The following is a 15,318-nucleotide window of genomic DNA, read 5'->3' on the forward strand; positions in this document are numbered from 1 at the left end:
CGCCGCTCGCCTGGTCGGGCGTGCAATGGGCGAAGAAATCAGAGCCGATGCCGTCGTTCGGCAGCGCGAGGCCGCGGCCGGCGGCGCCGGGTTCTCCAGCCGGTCCCGCGCCTCGGCCTGGGCGCGAAAATGCTGGAAGTTGCGGCAGCCGGCGGCGCGGGCCAGCATGTTCAGGAGCTCGACGTGCCCGGGCGGCGCGCCGCCGCCGGTGGCGAGCGCTCGGGAAAGCTCGCCCTTGAGGGCGCGCGCGAGAGCGGACATGTCGTCCGCGACATAGGGAATGGCGTGACGGGGCATCGACGGATCCTCGACGTGCCGGGTCCTGCAGGGACTGTCGTGGTCGCCGGCTTCGACGTGGCACGGGACGAGGTGTCGACCGTGACGACGAGGTTTGGCAGGTTTAGCTCCCCGTCTCCGGGGCGGCGACGCCTGGGTGAACTGCCGACCGGGGTGCGGTATAGGGCAGCGGCTTGCGCGACGCAACCCGGTCGTCGCGCGCCCGGCCAGCACGGACCGACCTCTTGAGACCCACCACCCTCAATCCCTTGTTCGCCGCGGCCACGACCCTGTCGGGGATCGGGCCCAAGATGGAGCGGCTGTATGCCCGGCTGCTCGGCCGCGACGAGCCGCGCGTGCTGGATCTGGTCTTCCACCTGCCCTCCGGCGCCGTCGACCGGCGGTCGCGTCCGGTGCTGCGCGACGTGAAGGTGGGTCAGGTCGCGACCGTGGTCGTGACGATCGACCGCCATCGCCCGCCCGCCCCCGGCCGCGCCCGCGCGCCCTATCTGATCTATGCGAGCGACGGCACCGGCGACCTGATCATCACCTATTTCAAGGCGCGGCCCGAGGTGATGGAGCGGCTGCTGCCGGTCGGCGAGACGCGCTGGGTGTCCGGCACGGTCGCGCAGTACGACGGGATGCTGCAGATGGTGCATCCCGACCGGGTGGTGTCGGAGCAGGACCTCGACAAGATGCCGGCGGTCGAGCCGGTCTATCCGCTCACCGAAGGCCTCGCAGCCTACGGGGTGCGCCGCGCCGTCGAGGCGGCCCTCGCCAAGCTGCCGGTGCTGCCCGAATGGCAGGACCCGGCCTTCCTGCAGAAGATGCGCTTTCCGGCGTTCGCCGATGCGCTGCGGACCGTGCACCGTCCGTCCGCCCCGGCCGATCTGGCGCCGGAAAGCACGGCCTGGTCGCGCCTCGCCTATGACGAGTTCCTGGCCGGCCAGCTCGCCCTGATGATGGTGCGGGCCCGGATGAAGAAGGCGGCCGGCCGCAGCACGGCGGGCGACGGGCGCATCCGGGAGACGCTCGCCGCCGCCCTGCCCTGGACCCTCACGGCGTCGCAAGCCAAGGCGGTCGGCGACATCGCGGCCGATCTGGAGAAGCCCGAGCGCATGCTGCGGCTGCTGCAGGGCGATGTCGGCTCGGGCAAGACCGTGGTGGCGCTGTTCGCCTGCGCGGCGGCCGTCGAGGCCGGCAGCCAGGCCGCCATCATGGCGCCGACCGAGATTCTGGCCCGCCAGCATCTCAAGACCATCGCGCCGCTCGCCGAGAAGGCCGGCCTGCGCGTCGCCATCCTGACCGGTCGCGAGCGCGGCCGCGAGCGGACCGAGACGCTGCAAAGACTCGCCGAGGGCGCGATCGACATCCTGGTCGGCACCCACGCGATCTTCCAGGACGAGGTGACGTTCAAGGATCTGGCGCTCGCCGTGGTCGACGAGCAGCATCGCTTCGGCGTCCACCAGCGTCTGGCGCTCGCCCAGAAAGGCCGCGCCGTCGACGTGCTGGTGATGACGGCGACGCCGATCCCGCGCACGCTCGTGCTGACCTATTTCGGCGACATGGACGTCTCCGAGCTGCGCGAAAAGCCCGCCGGGCGACAGCCGATCGACACCCGCACCGTGGCGCTCGACCGCATCGACGACGTCGTGGCGGCGGTGGGCCGTGCCATCCAGGACGGCCGGCAGGTCTACTGGGTGTGCCCGCTGGTGGAGGAATCCGAGACGATCGACCTCGCCGCCGCGCAGGATCGGTTTCGCGATCTCTCGGGCGTGTTCGGCGACGGCGTGGTCGGCCTGGTGCACGGCAAGATGCGGGGCGCCGAGAAGGACGCCGCGATGGCGAAGTTCGCCGCCGGCGAGACGATGCTGCTGGTCGCCACGACGGTGATCGAGGTCGGGGTCGACGTGCCGCGGGCGAGCGTGATGGTGATCGAGCACGCCGAACGCTTCGGCCTCGCCCAGCTCCACCAGCTCCGCGGCCGCATCGGCCGGGGTGCCGAGAAGTCGACTTGCCTGCTGCTCTACAAGGCGCCGCTCGGCGAGGCCGCCAAGGCGCGGCTCGCCACCATGCGGGACACCGAGGACGGCTTCCGCATCGCCGAGCAGGATCTCGGGCTGCGCGGCGAAGGCGACGTGCTCGGCACCAGGCAAAGCGGCCTGCCCGGCTTTCGCGTCGCCCGGATCGAGGTGCACCGCGAGCTTCTCGAAGCGGCGCGCGACGATGCCGGCCTGGTGCTCGCACGCGACCCGGAGCTGACATCCGAGCGCGGCCAGGCGCTACGCACGCTGCTCTACCTGTTCGGCCGCGACGAGGCGGTGCGGCTGTTGCGGGCCGGGTGACACGCGGCGGCCGCGGCTCACGGGATCGTGCGCGCGCGCCTGCGTGTTTTTACCGTCGACCGGGAGGACGGCGGGGGCGGACGACCGGCATAATCCCACCGCTGCGATTCGCAGGTCGGCGGCGCACCGCCGCGCAAATCCTCGCCTCGTTCAGGAGCCTTCCATGACTCGACGTTTCACCGCCGTGACGACGCTGCTCGCCCCGACGCTGGTCGCCGCGGCCCTCGGCTTCGCTTCACCTGCAACGGCCGAGAAGATCGATCTCTCGACCACCACCTGCAAGCAGTTCCTGACCAGCAGCAAGGACGACATCACGATCACGCTGGCCTGGCTCGACGCCTACTACAAGGACGAGGACGCGCCGCCCGTGATCGACAGCGACAAGCTCGCGGCCAATGCCGTCAAGCTCGCCGAATACTGCGCCGCCAATCCGACGATCGGCCTGATCACGGCCGCCGACAAGCTGTTCGACTGAGCACGTCGGTCGGCCACACGAGCGCGCCGCGTCACCGCACCAGGACGGCGCGGTAGCGTTCGTGGACCACCGAGAGGGGCGTGCCGTCGGCCAGGGCCAGCACGGCCCGGTGCTCGAAGATGGGCGCGGCGGCATCGCCGTGCCGGACCGCGGCCTCGATGGCATCGCGGTCGGCGATGCCGACGAAGAACGTCGTTCGCCGCGCCTTCAGTGCCGCGATCGTCTCGCCGAACGGCGTGTCGCCGCGCAGCCGCTCGCGCATGGCCGGCGTCAGGCGCTCGGGAAAATACCAGTTGGCGGCATCGACCAGGGTGATGCCGGCGAGGCGGATATCGACCCGGCGGAAGGTCAGACCGGACGGATCGCCGCCGAGCGCGGCGAGACTCGTCGGGTCGAGCGCCTCGGCCGCCGGAGCGTCGTGGCGCCGCACGACGATGTGGCCGTCCGCGATGCCGCGCTCGCGGCACCAGCCTTCCAGGGCGCGGGTGGCGAGCTGGGTCAGCAGGAGCCGGCCACTCAGCTCCTCGGCCGCCAGAAAGCCGCGCGAGACATGTCGCGCGGCGACGTCCTGGACCATCACGCCGCCCTTCCCCACACTATCCTGCGGCGACCGTCGCCTTGCCGGACCCGGTGGCCGGGGCGTCTGCGGCGCCGACGCCGGTCTCGGCGGCCTGGGTCGCCTGGGCCGCCTGCGCGACCTGGGCCATCTGGGCCGCGGCCGCGAGCGCCGCGAGCTTCTTCTGCCCGTCGTTGCCGTTCGGCTGGATCATGCCAGCCGACATGATCAGCTTGGCGGCCGACTCGACCGTCATGTCGAGCTCGATCAGCTTGCTGCGCGGCACGTAGAAGAAGAATCCGGTGGTCGGGTTGGGCGTGCAGGGCATGAAGGCCGACACGTGCTCCTCGCGACTCGGCAGCCGGTCGGACACCTGCTGGCCCGGCGAGGCCGAGAGGAACACCAGCGACCACATGCCCGGTGAGGGAAACTCGACCAGCCCGACCTTGCGGAAGCTCGACCCGGTCTCCGAGAACAGCGTCTCGAACACCTGCTTGAGGCCCTTGTAGAGCGAGCGCACCAGCGGCATGCGGTCGAGCAGCCGCTCGCCGAACTCGACGAGGGTCCGGCCGACCAGGTTGGCGGTGAGGAAGCCGAGCATGGTCAGCGCCACGAAGGCGATGATCAGGCCGGAGCCCGGGATCACCCACGGCAGATAGGTCTCGGGCCGGTACTGGATCGGGACGAGCGGCCGCACCAGCGCGTCGACCCAGGTGACGAAGGACCAGGTCAGCCACGCCGTGATTGCGAGCGGCCCGGCCACCACGAGGCCCGTCAGGAAGTAATTGCGCAGCCGGGCGCCCGCCCCGGAGCCTGGGCCGGGATGGACGACCGGCTTGTCGGGGGTCGGAGCGACGGGCGGCTTCGGCGTCTGGGTCACGGATTTCGGCCTTGTGTCGTCACGGTCGGGGGTCCGCGCGCGGCCACCAGGCGGCGCGCGTCGTCTCGGAATCTATTCGACCGTGACGGACTTGGCGAGATTCCGCGGCTGGTCGACATCGGTGCCCATGATGACGGCCGCATGGTAGGCCAGCATCTGCACCGGCACGGCATACACCATCGGTGTGACGGACGCCGGCATGTGCGGCAGCACCAGGGTCGCCAGCGAATCGACGGTCGCCTCGGCGGCGCCCTGCGGGTCGGTCAAGAGAATGATCTTGCCGCCGCGCGCCGCCACCTCCTGCATGTTGGACACCGTCTTCTCGAAGACGCGGTCGTGCGGCGCGATCACGATCACCGGCATGGTCTCGTCGATCAGCGCGATCGGCCCGTGCTTGAGCTCGCCGGCGGCGTAGCCCTCCGCGTGGATGTAGGAGATTTCCTTGAGCTTCAGGGCGCCTTCGAGGGCGAGCGGGAACGAGGTACCGCGGCCGAGATAGAGCACGTCGCGGCTCTTGGCGATGTCGCGGGCGAGCTTCTCGACCTCGGGCTCCAGCGCCAGCGCCGCCGTCATGTGGCGCGGCACCTCGACCAGCGCCCGCACCAGGCGCCGCTCGTCCTCCTCCGACAGGTTGCCTCGCGCCCGGCCCGCCGCGATCGCGATACAGGCCAGCACCGTGAGCTGGCACGTGAAGGCCTTGGTCGAGGCGACGCCGATCTCCGGCCCGGCCAGCGTCGGCATCACCACGTCGCTCTCGCGGGCGATCGTCGAGGTCGCGACATTGACGACGGAGACGACGTGCTGCCCGTTCGCCTTGGCGTGGCGCAGCGTCGCCAACGTGTCGGCGGTCTCGCCGGACTGGGAGACGAAGATCGCCAGGTTGCCGGGCGCGAACGGCGCGTCGCCGTAGCGCAGCTCCGAGGCGATCTCGACCTCGACGGGCAGCCGCGCGAAGCGCTCGAACCAGTATTTGCCGGTGAGCCCGGCGTAATAGGCGGTGCCGCAGGCCGCGATGGTGACGCGCTGCAGCGACGTGAAGTCGAACGGCAGGTCGGGCAGCACCACCCGCTCGGCGGCGAAGTCGATGTAGTGCGCCAGCGTGTGGCCGACGACCTCCGGCTGCTCGTGGATCTCCTTCGACATGAAGTGGCGGTAGTTGCCCTTGTCGACCAGGAAGGCCGAGGCCGACGACTTCATCACGGGCCGGTTCACCGGCGCCCCGTCCTCGTCGTAGACCTGCAGGCCGCCGCGCTTGAGCACGACCCAGTCGCCGTCCTCCAGATAGCTGATGGTCGAGGTGAAGGGGGCGAGCGCGATGGCGTCGGAGCCGAGATACATCTCGCCCTGGCCGTAGCCGACCGCGAGCGGCGAGCCGCGCCGCGCCCCGATCATCAGATCCTCCTCGCCCTCGAAGATGAAGCCGAGCGCGAAGGCGCCGCGCAGCCGCGGCAGCGCCGCCTTGACGGCCTCGACGGGCCCGAGCCCGGTCGACATCAGATGGTCGACGAGGTGAGCCACCACCTCGGTGTCGGTCTCGGTGGCGAAGCGGGCGCCGTGGCCTTCGAGCTCACGGCGCAGCTCGTTGAAGTTCTCGATGATGCCGTTGTGGACCACGGCGACGCGCCGCCCGGCATGCGGATGCGCGTTGGTCTCGTTCGGCCGGCCATGGGTCGCCCAGCGGGTGTGGCCGATGCCGATGGTGCCGGCGAGCGGCTCGCCGTCCAGCCGATGCTCCAGGTTCTTGAGCTTGCCCTCGGCGCGGCGCCGCGTCAGGTGCCCGTGCTCCAGCGTCGCCACGCCGGCCGAGTCGTAGCCGCGATACTCGAGCCGCTTGAGCGCGTCGACCATCTGGGGCGCGACCGGCGTGCGGCCGAGAATTCCGATGATTCCACACATGGACCTTGCACCTCTCTGCGGCAGGGGCCGTGCGGCCGAACCGCAGGCGCCCCGGCGGGACCTGTCGTGACGACCGCCGCCCGATCCCCAGGGCGGCGATCCGGATCCGGGCCGAACTCTAGCCCGAACCGGTCAACCATTTGCTCATCATCACCCGCGGGGCCACCTCGAAGCCGAGATGCTCGTAATAGGACACGACCGCGGTATTGGTCTCGCGCACCAGCAGGTGGAGCTTGGCGACGCCGCGCCGGCGCAGCCAGTCCTCGGCCGCCGCGACCATCCGCCGGCCGAGCCCCTGCCCGCGCATGCCGGGGTCGACGGCGACATACCAGATCCAGCCGCGATGCCCGTCGTGGCCGACCATCACGGTCGCCCGTACCGCGCCGGCGTCGTCGGCGCCGACCAGCACGTCGGAGGCGCTGCCGCCGCGCGCGAAGCGGAGGTCCGCCGCCGGGTCGTTGTAGGCGACCACGAGGCCACAGGCCCGCCACAGGGCGACAATGGCCGCCTCGTCCTCGTCCGATGCGCTCCGGATGGTCAGGGACATGAGAGCCTCGCGCGCCGTTCCGCGGCCCGCGTCTCGGGCGCTCCGATCACGACTTTTTCTTGACGGAGGCGATGGCGCGCCAGCGCGCCGCCCACCCCTGCTTCACGGTCTGCCGCCCGCGCGCGACCGCGAGACCGTCGGCCGGCACGTCGGTCGTGATCACCGAGCCGGAGCCGACATAGGCGCCGTCGCCGATCTTGACCGGGGCCACCAGCGACGAGTTGGAGCCGATGAAGGCACCCGCCCCGATGTCGGTCTTGTGCTTGAGCACGCCGTCGTAGTTACACGTGATGGTGCCGGCCCCGACATTGGCCTTGGCGCCGATCCGCGCGTCGCCGATGTAGCTGAGATGGTTGGCCTTGGCGCCGGTCTCGACGGTCGCGGCCTTGATCTCCACGAAGTTGCCGATGTGGACGTCGGCCTCCAGCACGGCGCCGGGCCGCAGCCGCGCATAGGGGCCGACCAGCGCGCCGCGACCGACGCGGGCGCCTTCGAGATGCGAGAACGCCTTGATGACGGCGCCCTCCTCGACGCTCACGCCGGGACCGAACACCACGTAGGGCTCGATCGTCACGTCGTGGGCGATGGTGGTGTCGAAGCACAGATGCACGGTCTCGGGCGCCGCCATGGTGACGCCGGCGTCCAGCAGAGCGCCGCGCAGCCGCTGCTGCAGCACGGCGCCGACCTCGGCGAGCTGCGCCTGGGTGTTGACGCCCAGAACCTCGCTGTCGTCGATCGCCTCCGTCACGGCGGCGCGAAAACCGGACTCGCGGGCGAGCGCGACGGCGTCGGTGAGATAGAACTCGCGCTTGGCGTTGGCGTCGCCGATGCGGTCGAGCAGCGCCAGCGCGTGGGCGCCCGAAAGCCCCATCAGGCCGGCATTGCACAGGCGGATCGCCCGCTCCTCGGCGCTGGCGTCCTTCTCCTCGCGGATGGCGAAGAGATCGTCTCCGTCGGTGACCAGGCGCCCGTAGCCGGTCGGATCGGCCGGGCGAAAGCCCAGCACCGACACGGCGGCCCCGGCGGCGAGCGGGGCGCGCAGCGCGGCCAGCGTCTCGGGCCGGATCAGCGGCGTGTCGGCGAACACCACCAGGATGTCGTCGGCGCCTTGCTCCAGCGCGGCGCGCGCGGCCAGCACCGCATGGGCGGTGCCGCGGCGCTCGGCCTGGACGAAGACGTCGGCGTCGGGCGCGACCGCCTTCACGGCGGCCGTGACGGCGTCGGCGCCCGGCCCGACCACCACGGCGACGCGGCCGCCGGTCGCTTGCACGGCGGCCAGCACATGGGCGACCAGCGGACGGCCCGCGACGGCGTGCAGCACTTTCGCGCGCAAGGACCGCATGCGCGTCCCTTCGCCCGCGGCGAGAACGACGGTCAGGCAGGATCGCACCGTCATGAAGTCTCCTAAAGCCCCGATACCGGCCCCCCGGACGATGCGCCGTCATAGCCTGCCCGCAGGCCGGCGAAAAGCCGCATCGGGGCTGCCGCGGAGCGGCGATGGTCATGGAAATCTGGTAAGTTTCCGTGACTTGATTCGAAGTTCTAGAGCGACATGGCGGACTTGGCCCGACACCCTATTCTGGACGGCGACGAGCGGGTCGACATGGGCCCGCTGCTGCGCCTCGTCGCGTGGGGCCTCACGGCCGCCGGCGCCCTCGCGATCGCGGTGCTGGCCGCGCAATCCCACATGGGCGAGCGGCGCGTCGCCGCCGCGACCGCGCCCCTCGCGGCGCAGACCGAAGCGGCGCGGGCCGGGACCGCCCAGGCGCTGGTGCGGACCGGCGACGTGGAGCGCGAGACCAAGCGGCTCGGCGACACGATCAAGGCGCTGGAGGCCGATCGCGACAAGCTTTCCGCGCGGGTGGCGGCGCTGGAGAGCAGCCTGGAGGATCTGACCGGCTCGATCGCGCTGATCCAGCCGGCCCGGCGGGCGCCGCCCGGCTCGGACATCACCGACCTGTTCTCCTTCCCGCCGAGCATCGCGCCGGCCCCGTTCAAGCCGGCCGAGCCGGCCCGCCGCACCACCGGGGCCGACGGTGCCCCTGCCCCGGCGGCGAGCCCCGATCCGCGCGCCATGCCGCCGATGGAGCCACGCGAGCCGATGGTGCCGACCGCCGCTCCGGTGATGGCGGCGACCTCGCCGGTGCCCCCCGAGATCGAGCCCGCCGTCGCGACGGTGGCCGGCACGGTCGCCGGCATGTCGCCGGCCGACATCCCGCTGCCGCGGCCGAACCCGATGGCCCAGACCCTCGGCGCCCAGACGGCAGCGCTGCGGTCCGGCGCCGAGGCCGCACCTCCAGGCGGCGAGGCCGGCAAGCGCTTCGCCATCGAGGTCGGCGCTCCGGCCAGCATCGACGGCCTCAAGGCGCTGTGGACCAAGCTGCGCGAGGGCCAGAGCGGCGACCTCCTGGCCGACCTGAAGCCGGCCGTGGCGCTGCGCGACGGCGGCAAGCCCGGCATCGTCGAGATGCGGCTTGTCGCCGGACCGGTGCCGACCTCGCTCGCCGCCTCGCGCCTGTGCGCGTCGTTGGCGATCAGCGGCGTGGCGTGCCGGGCGACGCCCTACAAAGGGCAGATGCTCAACCTGCCCTGACCGATCCGCCCGCCGGCCCGGTCTGCGGTCTTGCCTCGGCGACGCATTCCCGCTTCTTTGGTCCGACCGACGACCGAGGGTCCGCGACGTGGGCCCGACCCGAGAAGGCTCCGCATGCGTCCGCGCTTCCTGCCCTCAGCCCGCACGACGAACTGGCTGATCACCATCGGCTTCCTGGCGCTCGGCTACGCCTTCTACATCCGCTACATGGCGATCGAGAACACGCCGGTCGGCCTCGCCTGCGACGGCGGCGCCCACACGGCCGTCTGCACCGTGCGGCTGGTCGCCACCCGGCTGTTCAATGTCGGCGTGTTCGGCTGGGTGGCGCTGGGGGCCGCACTGGTCAACCTGATCCGCCCGGCCGTGCCGCTGTTCGCCCTCGCCCTGGCGGCGAGCGCGCTCGGGATCGTGCTCTACAATGCCGGACTGGCCGGGACCGCCGCCGCGATCCTGGTCATGAGCCTGGCACGCCCCGCACGCGACGAAGCGTGAGGGCGAGCGCGACCAGGCCGAGCGACAGCCAGACGGCCTGCCAGTTCGCCACCGTCTCGTTGAGGACGATGAACACGGCCGACAGCACCAGGGCGACCGCGACGATCGTCTCGGCCGGACCACGCCGGCCGGGCCCGACGGGCGACACCACCGCCATCAGCAGGAACGGCACCGTGCCGGCCGTCAGGGCGGCGAACGGAAAGTCGCGGTAGCGCGGATCGAACACCAAGCCGAGCGCCGTCTGCACGGCGAGCCCGGCCACCAGCACCAGGAGCCAGGCCCCGGCGGTGGTGACGGCGTCGCCGGTGCGGTCCTCGCGGGCCCCGAGCGCCAGCACGAAGCCGGGCGGCCGCTCGCGTCGGACCAGCAGCGCGGCGCCGACGATCGGCGGCGCCAGCGCCGCCACGGCGAGCGCGGCCCCCCGCACCCAGCCGCCCCAGCCGAGGCTCTCCACCATGATCTTCTCGGCCGACCAGCCGGCGAGCGCGCCCGCGACCACCGCATCAATCGCCACCGCGACCCACACGGCGGGCGCGATCTTCTCACGCGCGGACCCGGCTCCGACCAGGGCGGCGGCGAACACCGCCAAGACGACCGCGATTCCGAGTCCGGCCTGCTTGAGCCAGTCCGGATGGTCGGAGACCGGCTCGCCGACCGTGAACTTGGGAGTGCGGGACCCGTCGGTCAGCAGCCCCCAATGGCCGCCGACCGTCCCTTCGAGAATGCGCTTCCAGGGCTGGTCGAAGGCCTCGATGATGTTGGCCCGGAAGCCGCCCCGCACGGCGCGGGCCAGCACGTCCTGCACGACGATCGCCTGGTTGACGAGGGAGGGCAGCGCCCCGTCCCGCATGCGGCCGGCGCTCGGCCAGCCGACCTCGCCGACCAGGATGTCGCGCCCCGGAAACACGTCGGCGACGCGCTTGACGATCGATTCGACATGGGCGCCGGCCTCGGCGGCCGGGATCGGCTCGTCCTCCCAGTACGGCAGGATGTGGATGGTGATGAAGTCCACCGCCGCGGCGAGGTCGCGATTGCGCAGCCAGAACTCCCAGACATCGGCATAGGTGACCGGCACCGGCACGGCCGCCTTCACCTCGCGGATGATCGCGCCGAGATCGACCGCCGACAGCTCGCCGCGCAGCAGCACCTCGTTGCCGACCACGATCCCGCTGATCACGCCCGGATGCTGCTTGGCCAGCGCGATCGTCCCGGCGATCTCGGCGCGGTTCAATTCCCGCTGGCTGCTCAGCCAGAGGCCCTGCAGCACCTTCAGCCCGTGCTTCTCGGCGATCGCCGGGATCTGGTCGAGCCCGTGCCGGATCGAATAGGTGCGGATGCAGCGGGTGATCGGCGCGAGACGGGCGAGGTCCTCCTCGATCTGCCAGGGCTCGATCCGGAAGCTCAGATCGAGCGGACTCTGGGACCCGCGAAACGGCGAATAGGAGACGCATTCGAGCTTGCGGTCGGAGGTCGGCGCCGGAGCCACCGGCACGGCTCGTCCGAGCCACCACCAGAAGCCGGCGACGAGCACGAGGGCGATCGACACGAGGCTGAACGGGAGACGCATGGGGACTTCCGTGAGAGGACCGGAAGGTCCGTACAGTGCCGCTGTGATCCCGCCAAGAGGCGTTCGTGGCGTGCCGCCACGGACGGCCGGGTTTGCACCGCGGACAAGTGGACAAGTCCGTTGATCCGTCGCAAGATTGACATTGTCGCCATGCCGTAATGCCGCTCCGGTCCACGATGGCAAATCGCCGTCATGGACGAACTCGCCCAGACCCACACAGCATCATCATGTATTGTCCTGGTTCGCGCGCCGTTGCCTTTGCTGCAGCAGTCCTCGCCGTCGCGGTTTGCCTCGGTCCCGTCGCGGCCCAGGCCCCCGATCAGAAGCCGCCCGAGCAGGCGACCCCGCCGCAGCCTCAGGCCCAGCCGCAGCCGCCCGCGGCCCAGCCGCAACCGCCGGCGCAGCCCGGCGATCCGGCCCGTACCGAGCGCAAGACGCGGGCCGACCAGATCGTCGAGGCGGGCCGCTCCCTGCAAGGTCCGGCGGCGGCCGCCGAGTGCGTCTGGCTGGGCGAGCGCGTCGTCGGCCTGCTGTGGCGCGACGACCTCGACACCGCCTTCCGGCACCTCGAGCTCTACGATCGTTTCGGCTGCCCGGGCGGGCACGTTCAGACGACGTTCAGGTGCGTGGTGCGACAGGGGAACATCGATCCCAAGGCCACCGAAACCCTGAACGCACGTGTCCACGCTTGCTGGCTCGATCCAGAGTTCGTCCCGGCGCCTCCGGCCGCCGCGGCGAGCGCGCCCGCACCGCAAGGAACGAACCCGCGCTGACGTGGTTTACGGCTGGTCGGGTTCGCACTGCATGGTGGTCGGGTCGCCCTGAATTCGCCATGTCCAAAGTCTACTTGAACGTGCCGGCGCGGTATCCATATGGTGCAGCGCAACGGCATCCCCGGTCCCGGCCGAGCCTAGGGGACAGGCTCGAGCCCGATCATCTCCGCCCCATTCGGTAGAAGAGGCCATGCGCTCCGTCGCTGCCGTGGTCGCACTCGTTGCGTGTCTGCACGCGGGTGCGTGGGCCATCTGGCAAAGTCAGACGTCTGCTCCCAATGTCTCCGGCCCGCTGAACAGCGTGTCCTACTCGCCATTCGAAGGGCATCCCGAAGAAGGCAACAGGCCGACCACCGATCAGATCCGAAACGATCTGAGGGTGCTGTCCCCCTACACACGGGCGATCCGAACCTATTCGGCGACCGGCGGCGCCGAGCTGGTCCCGCCGGTGGCGGCCGAGTTCGGCCTCAAGGTCGCGGTGGGCGCCTGGCTCGACGGCGACCGCAAGCGCAACGAGCGCGAGATCAAGTCGGTCGTCGATCTCTACCGCAAGAACCGCAACATCAACGCGATCGTGGTCGGCAACGAGTCGATCTACCGCGCCGACTTCAAGCAGCAGACCGAAAGCGTCGGCGGCGCCAGCGTGACGCGCAGCCGGAACGAGAAGGAGCAGGTCGGCGAGCTGATCCGCTACATCCAGCAGGTCAAGCGCGAGGTCGGCGGCTCGGTCCCGGTGACCACCGGTGAAATCTACTCGACCTGGCTCGATCACCCCGAGCTCGCCTCGGCCGTCGACTTCATCGCCGTCCACATCCTCCCCTACTGGGAAGGCTTCTCGGCCTCCGAAACGGTCGATCTGGCGATCAACAATTATTTCAAACTGCGTCAGGCGTTCCCGGGCAAGCGCATCGTCGTCGCCGAATTCGGCTGGCCGAGCGCCGGCTACAATCGCCGCGCCGCGGAGCCGGGCCGGGTCCTGCAGGCGACGCTGCTACGGGATTTCGTGTCACGGGCCGAGGCGCTGGGCATCGACTACAACGTCATCGAAGCCTTCGACCAGCCGTGGAAGACCTTCGAAGGCAGCGTCGGCGCCTATTGGGGCCTGTTCGACGCCGCCCGCCAGCCCAAGTTCGCCTGGACCGGCCCGATCTACGATCCGGCCTTCGTGACCGTCGCGGCCGTCGCCGTGGTGGCGAGCCTGGTCGTGTCCCTGCCGATCCTGTTCATGGCGGGCGCCACCCTGATCCAGGCCCTGGTGCTGGCCGTGTTCGCCAACGTGGTCGGCGCCTGGGTCGGCGTCGTCTGGGACTACTGGAGCGGCCACTACTTCGTGGTCGGTCAGGCGATCGCGCTCGGCATCGGCGTCGTGCTGATGATCCCGCTGGTGGTCATCGCGATGTGGAAGATCGACGAGATCGCCCAGGTGCTGTTCGGACGCCGCCCCGAGCGGATGATCCCGCCCGGCCTGAAGGCGCCCGACGGGTTCGCCCCGAAGGTCTCGATCCACGTCCCGGCCTATTTCGAGCAGCCCGAGATGCTGAAGGCGACGCTCGATTCGGTGGCGCGGCTCGACTACCCGAACTTCGAGTGCGTGGTGGCGATCAACAACACCACGGATCCGGCCTTCACCGACCCGATCGAGGAGCACTGCCGGCTGCTCGGTGACCGCTTCAAGTTCCTGAACCTGCAGAACGTGAAGGGCTTCAAGGCGGGCGCGCTGCGCATCGCCATGCAGCACACGGCGCCGGACGCCGAGATCATCGGCCTGATCGACGCCGACTACACGGTGTCGCCGGATTGGCTGAAGGACCTCGTCCCCGCCTTTTCCGACCCGCAGGTCGGCCTGGTGCAGGCGCCGCAGGATCATCGCGACGGCGAGAAGACGCCGCTGCACCGCATCATGAACGGCGAGTATGCCGGGTTCTTCGACATCGGCATGGTCCAGCGCAACGAGGTCGACGCCATCGTCACCCACGGGACGATGTGCCTGATCCGCCGGTCCGCCATGGACGACGCCGGCGGCTGGTCGTCGGACACGATCTGCGAGGACACCGATCTCGGCCTGACCATCTACGAGCAGGGCTGGCGCGCCTTCTACACCAACCGCCGCTACGGCCACGGGCTGCTGCCCGACACCTTCGAGGCCTTCAAGAAGCAGCGCCATCGCTGGGCCTATGGCGGCTTCCAGATCGCCAAGAAGCACTGGCGCCGCTTCATGCCGGGCATGAGCAACCTGACGGTGGCGCAGCGGCGCGAGTTCCTGCTCGGCTGGGCGAACTGGATGGGGGCGGAGAGCCTCGGCGTGGTCGTCGCCATGCTGAACCTGATCTGGGTGCCGGTCGTCGCCTTCGTCGGCATCGCCATCCCGGACAAGGTGCTGACCATCCCGATCCTGGCCGCCTCGGTGGTCTCGATCCTGCACTTCACGACGCTGTACCGGGCGCGGGTCAAGATCGGGCCGCTGCAGGCCGGCGCCGCCATGATCGCCGCCATGGCCATGCAATGGACGGTCGCCAAGGCGGTCGGCACCGGCCTGATCAAGGACCACCTGCCCTTCGTGGTCACGGCCAAGGGCGGCAAGACCAAGAAGCGGATGGCTTTTCCGGCCTTCGACGAGGCGGTGTTCGGGACGCTGCTGCTGATCGGCGCCCTGGTCGTCTACGTCACCAACTACGAGAGCGTGCGGGAGGTGAATCTCTTCGCGATCGTGCTGGTGGTGCAGAGCCTGCCCTTCCTGTCGGCCGTGGCGCTCGCCGGGCTCGAGGGCTCGCGGCTGAACGACTTCGCCTTCTGGCGCAGCCTGCAGGCCCGGACGGCCGAGCTGCTCGGCCCCGCCCGGCCGCAGCCCACCGGCCTCGCCGAGCCGCCCGCGATGACGGCCGAGAAGAGCATCGAGCCGGCGCAATAGCGCCGGCCGG

The 15,318-nt window shown here is 70.7% G+C and carries 12 protein-coding genes and 1 pseudogene; 6 read left to right on the forward strand and 7 right to left on the reverse strand.

The features are described from left to right. Nucleotides 1-297: pseudogene (locus CH341_RS18375) on the reverse strand (DUF2087 domain-containing protein); the annotation flags it as partial. Between the two features lie 224 nt (nt 298-521). On the opposite strand from CH341_RS18375, the gene recG reads away from it, so the two are divergent. Both recG and CH341_RS18385 read left to right on the forward strand, forming a co-directional pair. After that, nucleotides 522-2,621, forward strand: a complete 2,100-nt coding sequence (recG, locus tag CH341_RS18380) for an ATP-dependent DNA helicase RecG (protein WP_111420446.1) — start codon at nt 522-524, stop codon at nt 2,619-2,621. A gap of 163 nt (nt 2,622-2,784) precedes the next feature. Further along, the gene (locus CH341_RS18385) at nt 2,785-3,096 is read left to right on the forward strand and encodes an HdeA/HdeB family chaperone (protein ID WP_111420447.1); all 312 of its coding nucleotides are present in this window, start codon (nt 2,785-2,787) and stop codon (nt 3,094-3,096) included. Nucleotides 3,097-3,127: 31 nt separating this feature from the next. Here the strand turns inward: CH341_RS18385 and CH341_RS18390 are convergent, their stop codons facing one another. The 5 genes from CH341_RS18390 to glmU form a co-directional block, all read right to left on the reverse strand. Beyond that, nucleotides 3,128-3,676: a hypothetical protein gene (locus CH341_RS18390; protein ID WP_146604528.1), complete on the reverse strand. Its 549-nt coding sequence runs from the start codon at nt 3,674-3,676 to the stop codon at nt 3,128-3,130. A 16-nt stretch (nt 3,677-3,692) separates the two neighbouring features. Then, nucleotides 3,693-4,532: a DUF502 domain-containing protein gene (locus CH341_RS18395; protein ID WP_111420449.1), complete on the reverse strand. Its 840-nt coding sequence runs from the start codon at nt 4,530-4,532 to the stop codon at nt 3,693-3,695. 72 nt (nt 4,533-4,604) lie between these two features. After that, nucleotides 4,605-6,428 carry a glutamine--fructose-6-phosphate transaminase (isomerizing) gene (gene glmS / locus CH341_RS18400; RefSeq protein WP_111420450.1) on the reverse strand — a complete coding sequence of 608 codons (1,824 nt, stop codon included), beginning with the start codon at nt 6,426-6,428 and terminating at the stop codon, nt 4,605-4,607. A 118-nt stretch (nt 6,429-6,546) separates the two neighbouring features. Then, a complete protein-coding gene (locus tag CH341_RS18405; RefSeq protein WP_111420451.1) occupies nt 6,547-6,975 on the reverse strand; it encodes a GNAT family acetyltransferase in 429 nt (142 codons plus the stop codon). Nucleotides 6,976-7,021: 46 nt separating this feature from the next. Then, nucleotides 7,022-8,371: a bifunctional UDP-N-acetylglucosamine diphosphorylase/glucosamine-1-phosphate N-acetyltransferase GlmU gene (gene glmU / locus CH341_RS18410; RefSeq protein WP_210208438.1), complete on the reverse strand. Its 1,350-nt coding sequence runs from the start codon at nt 8,369-8,371 to the stop codon at nt 7,022-7,024. 165 nt (nt 8,372-8,536) lie between these two features. On the opposite strand from glmU, the gene CH341_RS18415 reads away from it, so the two are divergent. Further along, complete coding sequence (locus CH341_RS18415; protein WP_146604529.1) at nt 8,537-9,568, forward strand: hypothetical protein; 1,032 nt, start codon at nt 8,537-8,539, stop codon at nt 9,566-9,568. 114 nt (nt 9,569-9,682) lie between these two features. Then, nucleotides 9,683-10,060, forward strand: a complete 378-nt coding sequence (locus CH341_RS18420; RefSeq protein ID WP_111420453.1) for a hypothetical protein — start codon at nt 9,683-9,685, stop codon at nt 10,058-10,060. Here the strand turns inward: CH341_RS18420 and CH341_RS18425 are convergent. After that, complete coding sequence (locus CH341_RS18425) at nt 10,023-11,627, reverse strand: glycoside hydrolase family 17 protein (RefSeq protein WP_111420454.1); 1,605 nt, start codon at nt 11,625-11,627, stop codon at nt 10,023-10,025. The two genes, CH341_RS18420 and CH341_RS18425, sit on opposite strands and share 38 nt — an antisense overlap. Before the next feature lie 158 nt (nt 11,628-11,785). On the opposite strand from CH341_RS18425, the gene CH341_RS18430 reads away from it, so the two are divergent. Both CH341_RS18430 and CH341_RS18435 read left to right on the forward strand, forming a co-directional pair. Further along, complete coding sequence (locus CH341_RS18430) at nt 11,786-12,400, forward strand: beta-1-3, beta-1-6-glucan biosynthesis protein (protein WP_245431129.1); 615 nt, start codon at nt 11,786-11,788, stop codon at nt 12,398-12,400. Between the two features lie 190 nt (nt 12,401-12,590). Next, nucleotides 12,591-15,308 carry a glycosyltransferase gene (locus CH341_RS18435; RefSeq protein WP_111420456.1) on the forward strand — a complete coding sequence of 906 codons (2,718 nt, stop codon included), beginning with the start codon at nt 12,591-12,593 and terminating at the stop codon, nt 15,306-15,308. Nucleotides 15,309-15,318 lie beyond the last annotated feature (10 nt).

The sequence above is a fragment of the Rhodoplanes roseus genome, from assembly GCF_003258865.1.
Taxonomy (GTDB): Bacteria; Pseudomonadota; Alphaproteobacteria; order Rhizobiales; family Xanthobacteraceae; genus Rhodoplanes; species Rhodoplanes roseus.

Coding starts and splice junctions, on each gene's coding strand:
- CH341_RS18435 (WP_111420456.1), top strand. CDS start 12,591: ATGCGCTCCGTCGCTGCCGTGGTCGCACTCGTTGCGTGTCTGCACGCG.
- CH341_RS18420 (WP_111420453.1), top strand. CDS start 9,683: ATGCGTCCGCGCTTCCTGCCCTCAGCCCGCACGACGAACTGGCTGATC.
- CH341_RS18425 (WP_111420454.1), bottom strand. CDS start 11,627: ATGCGTCTCCCGTTCAGCCTCGTGTCGATCGCCCTCGTGCTCGTCGCC.
- CH341_RS18430 (WP_245431129.1), top strand. CDS start 11,786: ATGCCGCTCCGGTCCACGATGGCAAATCGCCGTCATGGACGAACTCGC.
- CH341_RS18405 (WP_111420451.1), bottom strand. CDS start 6,975: ATGTCCCTGACCATCCGGAGCGCATCGGACGAGGACGAGGCGGCCATT.
- glmU (WP_210208438.1), bottom strand. CDS start 8,371: ATGACGGTGCGATCCTGCCTGACCGTCGTTCTCGCCGCGGGCGAAGGG.
- glmS (WP_111420450.1), bottom strand. CDS start 6,428: ATGTGTGGAATCATCGGAATTCTCGGCCGCACGCCGGTCGCGCCCCAG.
- CH341_RS18385 (WP_111420447.1), top strand. CDS start 2,785: ATGACTCGACGTTTCACCGCCGTGACGACGCTGCTCGCCCCGACGCTG.